Origin of the sequence: uncultured Marinobacter sp., assembly GCF_963974375.1 — a bacterium.
In the GTDB taxonomy this organism is placed as follows: domain Bacteria; phylum Pseudomonadota; class Gammaproteobacteria; order Pseudomonadales; family Oleiphilaceae; genus Marinobacter.
On the sequence record NZ_CAXBDN010000246.1, the window covers coordinates 1 to 6,610 of the forward strand.

A 6,610-nucleotide genomic window follows, 5' to 3' on the forward strand; every position below is an offset into this window, starting at 1 on the left:
CACATAAAGCACCATAGGCACCAGCCAGAGGGCCGCGACAAGGATCATAACCAGCGGACCGATCGCACAGCGCCAGGTCAGTGTGTCGGAAAAAAGCTGTCGATCCCGCAGTCCACGTAGAAAGATTGGAATAAACAGGAATACCGGGAGAAACCCCACCCCCTTGGTGATAATTCCTAGTCCCATAAAACCCCACGCAACGATGTACCAGCCCCATGCCGGGCCAGTGAAAAAATGCCGGATCAGGCCATAGCAGGCAACAGTGACCCAGCAGGCGACCATGGCATCTATCTGGGCCGTTTTTGCCTGAAGCAGGAATTGTGGCGCGATCATCAGTAACAACACAGCGATGGTGCCGATGCGTTGGTTCCATAATCTCGTGCCCAGATCAAATATCAGCCCCAGGGTAAGCAGACTGCAAATTGCACTGGGCAACAAGAAGGCAACTTTCAGATTTCCGGTGAGCCAGTAAAAAAGGGCAATGCTCCACATGAGGACGGGAGGCTTGTCCGGATAGAATTCACCCCCTCTCATGGGGATCAGCCACTGCCCGGATGCCACCATTTCTCGGGCAATTTCTGCAAAGCGGGGTTCATCCGCTGGCCAGGGGGATCGCAGTCCGATACCGATGAAAATCATCACGGCGGCAAACGCCAGCAGCACCAATAGCAGTTGATTGCGGCGGAGGCTGAACAGATTTTCCGGTAGATGGTGAACGAGAGATGATGATGAAGGCATGGTTCTTTCTCAGGGAAGCTCTGAAACGATCGAGGCCAGATTTCTGGTTCTTTGCGTGTGATAGAGCAGAGCCCCGATCACTGATGCGATGATGAACAGCGCAACGCTCAGGACCAGCTGGGATCTGTCAGCATTGCCAATGCCGGCGCCAGCAAGCGCGAACACCAACATTTGAGGGAGGTATCCGAGCGTGCTGCCTGCCAGGAACGGCAGAAATCGGATGCCCGAACAGCCGGCAACCAGGTTGGTTGCCAGGTTACTGCCTACCGGCAGCAACCGGACAATAAAGACCTTCAGAAATGTCTGTTTCCTGAACAACTCGTCGAACTGGCGCATCGGTTGCCCGAAGCGTCGGGTCAGGGGTGCTCGCAGCAACCATCGTGCGCTAAAGAAACACCCTGCAGCGCCAAGCGCGGTTGCCAGGGTTGATACCAGGGTGCCATTGACTCCCCCCAGAGAAAAACCGAGGACAAAGGCCAATATCTGACGGGGTGCGCCAATGCCGGTAAATAGAGCGCCCGCCAGGAAAATAGCCATAATGCCTTCATTTCCGTGGTTGTGCAGGTAGTTGGCTATCAGGGCGCTGTCCGCCATAAAATTTAGCCAGCCGTTTCGAGTGGCCAGGTAGCCGACTATAGCCAGCAGAGTAAACGCCAGCCAGCGGAACCCATTAAACATGTCAGGTCTGCTCCATAGCGGATGATCGGGTCTCGGAATCGACGGAATTGACCGGGACAGGGTTGGTAATGACAGGGATGCGTATACGGTGCAGTAGCCACAGCACACCGAACAGGTCGAGTATGCCTGCCCAGGTTCTGTTCCATGCGTTGTATTTGGAGGTGCCGGCCATACGTGGCCGGTGATTCACCTCAACGATTGCGATCTCGCCACCAATGCCCCTTACCAGCGCCGGTATAAAACGGTGTCCATGATCAAACCAGGGCAACTTCAGAAACGTGGAGCGGGGAAACAGCTTGAGACCACAACCGGTGTCCGGCACCCCATCGTGAAGCAGCGCATCGCGAACGCGATTGGCCAGCCGCGACTGAAATCGTTTCCAGGCGGTGTCCTTGCGTTTCTTTCTGTAGCCCGCAATGCAAAAATCCGGTGTCCGGATCGTGCTCGCTTTTTGCAGTAATATCGGAATGTCGGTGGGGTCATTCTGGCCATCGCCGTCCATCGTCACTATGAGTTGACCTCTGGCGTGCCTGATGCCTGTGGCCAAAGCACCACTCTGGCCAATGCTTTGGGCATGTTGAACTGTAATAAGACGGCCCCCAAGGGCCCGGACCGTCCGTACGGCGACATCCAGTGTCTTGTCGTCGCTACCGTCATCTACCAGAACAATCTCGAAGTCTCGAAAATGCCGCATGACGTTAAAGGCTTCAGTCAGTAGGTTACCAATACTGCCCTGTTCATTTTTGGCGGGAATTACCAGCGATAATGATCTTTCCTTGTCCATCTTCAGACATCCTCGTGAAGAATATCAGCGGGGACTGATCCCAGGCCCTCAGTCATTCGGACCCGCAGTATCGACTGCTAACCTTAAATTTAGCTTAAGAGTGGTGGTTTTAAGTGAGCATGATTTTCGCTCGTGCCTGCGGCATCTGGATCATCGCTTGATTGCGTTAGTCCAGCGTTGGCATCCGTGTCGGATTGCCAGTGCTCATGGAATGGATAATTTTGATTATGGTCTACCAGAGTAGTGGCGGAGATTTAGCGGGGAAACACAGCAATCACTTCTGTTGATATCGCATCTCGTTCCAAATATTGAACTCCCTCTTGCTAACACGCTGGTCGCGGTCCGCATCCATTAGATCAAGGATGAGAGCTGTTCTGGTCGATGACTCCAGACCTCTTTCTTCAGCGTTTTGGACGCACTGATCGCGGTTTTCGAGTTCATTTTCCGACAGGTAGCCATTTTCATCACGATCCATGCAGTCAAAGCCCTGTAATGATCTTTCATGCAAAGGGTGCACATCCGTGCTGAAGTCAGTCTGTTGGGATTTGTGGGGATGAAAGAGGTATTGATCGTCGGAGTTCTGACTGGAAGGCTCAGAGTCAGCGAAAGTTACTTGAGCAACCGCGACTGCATAGCATACTACGAGGTATTTCAGGGTCTGAAACTTTATGTTCATGGTTAAATCCTGACGATAGTGCGTCCGGGGTCCCTTGATTCTGATCTTCAGGAAACAAGGTTGACGGAGTCGTGGATAACAACGTGTCTTGTTTGCGTTTGTCCACTATGGCTTGTGCCCCCTCAGAGGCGCGCAGTAGATCAACGAACAGATCTTACGCCGTAACTGTACACTGTTCTCACGCGCCCGACATTTGCAAACATTGATAGCTCCATGAGTTTTCGATCAAAAACTCGACCTGCCATGCCGCTCGATTATGTTGCCGGCCGTATCCCTCAGGATGCAAGGAGTCATATAAAGTATTGATTTAAAATAATATTAAATTAGTGCAATGGGTAACGTTAGATCCTCCTGTTGAATTAACCCGGTTATTGATCAGGCTACCGCAGGCCTGGTTCGTAATTGCTGAATAATATTCATGGTATTGATCTGATCACATCACTCCTGGTCCACATCCTGGGATTGGTCTTTGGGGTGTCGTAGTGAGGAGATCTGAATATTTAGTGCCGTATTGATTGGTTTAGCCCGGCAAAGTTGCGCTATAACATCCAGTGCATCGTATGTGACAACGATGGGTCAGCGTAGTTTATGGCTCACCGGTCATCCTTATTCTCCAGTAGGGACATGCCTTGGACTATGTACAGCACGAATGTGATAATCGAAGCAGTAACGCAAAGGATGATGTGGTCATTCTGTAGAACTTCAAAGTGTGTCGGGAGTATTAATTGAGCGAACATACTTTGCAGGCCCTGCCACCAGTGTTGGCAGGGCCTATGCTCAGGCACACTACCTTCAACAGGATTACTCTCTGGTTGGTGGGGTGCTTTTCGCTTACTCTGCGAATGCGCCTTTATCTGAACGATTCCGACGAGCCGTGGCTAGATCGGGCACTGAATGAAAAGGAAATAGTCCGGATACGGTTCGGAGTTTCTGCCTGCCTGCATTTAATAGACTTTGAGCCCGATGATTCACTGCCGGTGAACACCCGCATCGGATACGACCTGGGTGTTTCTGGTTCTGTACTGGGTTCGAACGGCAGTGATGACGAAGTCTGGATAAAGGATTGGGCGCCACACCTGTGTATGCCGGGAGCCAACTGGCCGGATTTTGTTATAAAGGAACGGCTCGATCGATTGGTCTATGGCTCATGCCGGCGGCCTCATTCCCCGGCAGCCGACGGGCTGGTGAGGGTCGACGAAATGCTGCTGGAAGCCCGGTCTGACATCGCAAAGCGACCGGCCCTGATGATGATGACCGGCGACCAGATCTATGCCGACGATGTCGCCGGCCCCATGCTTCGGGCCATACACAGCCTGATCGATTGCCTGGGCCTGTACGACGAGGTGCTCAGCGGGAGTTCGGTCAGCAATAGCAGGGCGTTGCGGGAGAGCCCGGACACCTATTTTCACCGTGAAAAGTTGCTACCGGATATCCACAGCAACGAGGCGCTGGTAGAGCGTTTCTTTGGCGGCGTCAAAAAACCGGTTTTCACCACCGCCAGTGCCCACAATCACCTGATCTCTTTCAACGAAGTTATGGCCATGTACCTGTTGGTCTGGTCGCCGGTATGCTGGCGCCTGGTCAGCATGGATCGACCGGCTCTGTCCTCAGAAGATGCCGGGACTTATCAGCAGCAACAAGTTGCAATTGATGACTTCGTGGCCGGCTTACCCCGCGCGTCAAGGGCATTGGCACACCTTCCAGCCTATATGATCTTCGACGATCATGATGTAACGGACGACTGGAACCTGTCTGCTCTTTGGGAAACCACAACCTACGAACATCCGTTCTCCCGTCGTATTGTGGGCAACGCGCTGGCTGCCTACCTGCTTTGCCAGGGGTGGGGTAACAACCCGGATGCCTTTGACGGCATTATGCCTGTTCTACGGGAGCTGGCTGCATCAGCAGAGCCGGGCGCGGTGTTCGACCCGACGCAGCAGGACAGGCTGATCGATAAGCTCCTGCAGTTTGAGCAATGGCACTACAGCCTGCAGACTTCGCCGCGGATTGTGGTGCTGGACACTCGTACACGTCGTTGGCGCAGCGAGCTCAATCGCGCAAGACCATCGGGTCTCCTTGACTGGGAAGCATTGACCGAATTCCAGCAGGAAATTATCGGCGAAAAAGCCGTAATCGTGGTATCTCCTGCGCCCATGTTTGGCGTCAAACTGATTGAAGCGATCCAGACCGTGTTCACCTTAATCGGTAAACCGCTGGTGGTGGATGCGGAAAACTGGATGGCCCACAGGGGTGCTGCCAATGTGCTGCTTAACATCTTTCGCCATTCCCGAACCCCGGAAACCTTCGTGATACTCTCGGGTGACGTTCATTATTCCTTTGCTTACGACGTGCGCCTTCGGCACCGACCGGACCGGCCGAGAATCTGGCAGATCACCAGCAGTGGCATCAAGAATGAGTTTCCCCACACACTCCTGGAGTGGCTGGACCGGATCAACCGCTGGCTTTACGCGCCCTGGTCGCCATTGAATTGGTTTACCAAGCGAAGGCGCATGCGGGTAACACCCTGGGAGCCCGAAGGCCGTGAAGCCGGAGAACGACTATGGAACGCCGCAGGAGTCGGTGTGGTGGAGTTGGATGAGAATGGCGAGCCTACAGAGATTCGTCAGCTGAATTCACGCGCCGGTGGAACCCGTTTCCTGAAGGCCAGTCGCCAGACCTTGCAGTAGGTCAGCGAATTAACCCGACGGAACCCACAGCTCTCGCCAGCACGGCACCTACGGTCACGATTGCCAGATTCAATCCAATGGTCTTTACTGAGTAAGTTGCACAGTTGGTTGCACATTCCAAGGAGGAACTTATGAACAAATTTAGCCGTTTAATCGCGTGTTCAGTTCTGGTAGCCGTACCCGCTTTGACTTTTGCACAAGGCAATTCCGGGCAAATGCCCCGAGGCGGCATGATGCAGCAGGAACAGATGCAGCAAATGCAGGAAAATATGACGCGAATGCAGGGCATGATGCAGGAAATGCGTAACGCCAAAACGGATGCTGAACGTCAGGAGATTCGCGAGAGACACATGGAATCCATGCAGAATCATATGGGTATGATGCGCCACGGAATGATGGGGCAGGACGCGATGGGCAGTGGCCAGGGCATGATGAATAATCGGGGTCAGGGCACGAAGCGTTCTGGTGACGGTCAGGGCGGCCGCGCTGGTGGCGGTGAGGATATGACCAACGAACAGCGTCTGGAAATGATGGAGAGTCGCATGAACCAGATGCAGCTGATGATGGAACAGATGCTGGAGCACCAGCGCCAACAGTACCGGAACTGATCTCTGTCACAACGGGTCAGTTCGATTTTTGGAGTTAGTCGGGCAGCAGATTGGTGCCCCCGGCAGGACTCATAAAGTAACACAAGCACTTGTTTTTAATATATTAGGTATATTTTTTTATTGATGTGTACCCCCATTTATACCCCCAAGACGATTTGTGTACGCGGGCGCAATCCCTCAAAAAATCAGTAGCAAGCATCAATATGCAAAAAGCAATTAGATCGCGAGTTGATTCATACCTGGCGATCTGTGCCAGTTATGGAATGGTAAAAGACTTGCTTGCTGCCAGCCTTTTACGCCAGAACTCAATTACAGCATTTTTTCAGCTGCCCGTAATCCCATCCGGCGCGGAGGAGCAGAGTGATGTCGTAGTTGTTCCGCTTTTAAACAAAAGCGAACATTCGATTTTATCTTAATAATTCGATAGAAACGCGTAAAC

Annotated in this window: 6 protein-coding genes; 2 read left to right on the forward strand and 4 right to left on the reverse strand. The window is 52.8% G+C overall.

What is annotated here, in order from left to right; genetic code table 11:
* The 4 genes from AAC035_RS17050 to AAC035_RS17065 form a co-directional block, all read right to left on the reverse strand.
* Positions 1–738 (reverse strand): glycosyltransferase family 39 protein (locus tag AAC035_RS17050; RefSeq protein ID WP_339806263.1); only part of this gene is annotated, 738 nt, incomplete at its 3' end.
* A gap of 9 nt (positions 739–747) precedes the next feature.
* The gene (locus AAC035_RS17055; protein ID WP_339806264.1) at positions 748–1,416 is read right to left on the reverse strand and encodes a VTT domain-containing protein; all 669 of its coding nucleotides are present in this window, start codon (positions 1,414–1,416) and stop codon (positions 748–750) included.
* 1 nt (position 1,417) lies between these two features.
* Positions 1,418–2,200 carry a glycosyltransferase family 2 protein gene (locus AAC035_RS17060; RefSeq protein ID WP_339806267.1) on the reverse strand — a complete coding sequence of 261 codons (783 nt, stop codon included), beginning with the start codon at positions 2,198–2,200 and terminating at the stop codon, positions 1,418–1,420.
* Between the two features lie 274 nt (positions 2,201–2,474).
* Positions 2,475–2,876 carry a hypothetical protein gene (locus tag AAC035_RS17065; protein ID WP_339806269.1) on the reverse strand — a complete coding sequence of 134 codons (402 nt, stop codon included), beginning with the start codon at positions 2,874–2,876 and terminating at the stop codon, positions 2,475–2,477.
* Positions 2,877–3,649: 773 nt separating this feature from the next.
* Here AAC035_RS17065 and AAC035_RS17070 point away from each other — a divergent pair.
* Together AAC035_RS17070 and AAC035_RS17075 are read left to right on the forward strand one after the other, a co-directional pair.
* Positions 3,650–5,563 carry an alkaline phosphatase family protein gene (locus AAC035_RS17070; protein WP_339806274.1) on the forward strand — a complete coding sequence of 638 codons (1,914 nt, stop codon included), beginning with the start codon at positions 3,650–3,652 and terminating at the stop codon, positions 5,561–5,563.
* Between the two features lie 230 nt (positions 5,564–5,793).
* On the forward strand, positions 5,794–6,171 hold the full coding sequence (locus AAC035_RS17075) for a hypothetical protein (protein ID WP_339806271.1): 378 nt from the start codon (positions 5,794–5,796) through the stop codon (positions 6,169–6,171).
* Positions 6,172–6,610: the final 439 nt, after the last annotated feature.

Excerpts from the sequence above, each read along its gene's own strand:
- AAC035_RS17055 (WP_339806264.1), bottom strand. The coding sequence starts at position 1,416 with ATGTTTAATGGGTTCCGCTGGCTGGCGTTTACTCTGCTGGCTATAGTC.
- AAC035_RS17060 (WP_339806267.1), bottom strand. The coding sequence starts at position 2,200 with ATGGACAAGGAAAGATCATTATCGCTGGTAATTCCCGCCAAAAATGAA.
- AAC035_RS17065 (WP_339806269.1), bottom strand. The coding sequence starts at position 2,876 with ATGAACATAAAGTTTCAGACCCTGAAATACCTCGTAGTATGCTATGCA.
- AAC035_RS17070 (WP_339806274.1), top strand. The coding sequence starts at position 3,650 with ATGCTCAGGCACACTACCTTCAACAGGATTACTCTCTGGTTGGTGGGG.
- AAC035_RS17075 (WP_339806271.1), top strand. The coding sequence starts at position 5,794 with ATGATGCAGCAGGAACAGATGCAGCAAATGCAGGAAAATATGACGCGA.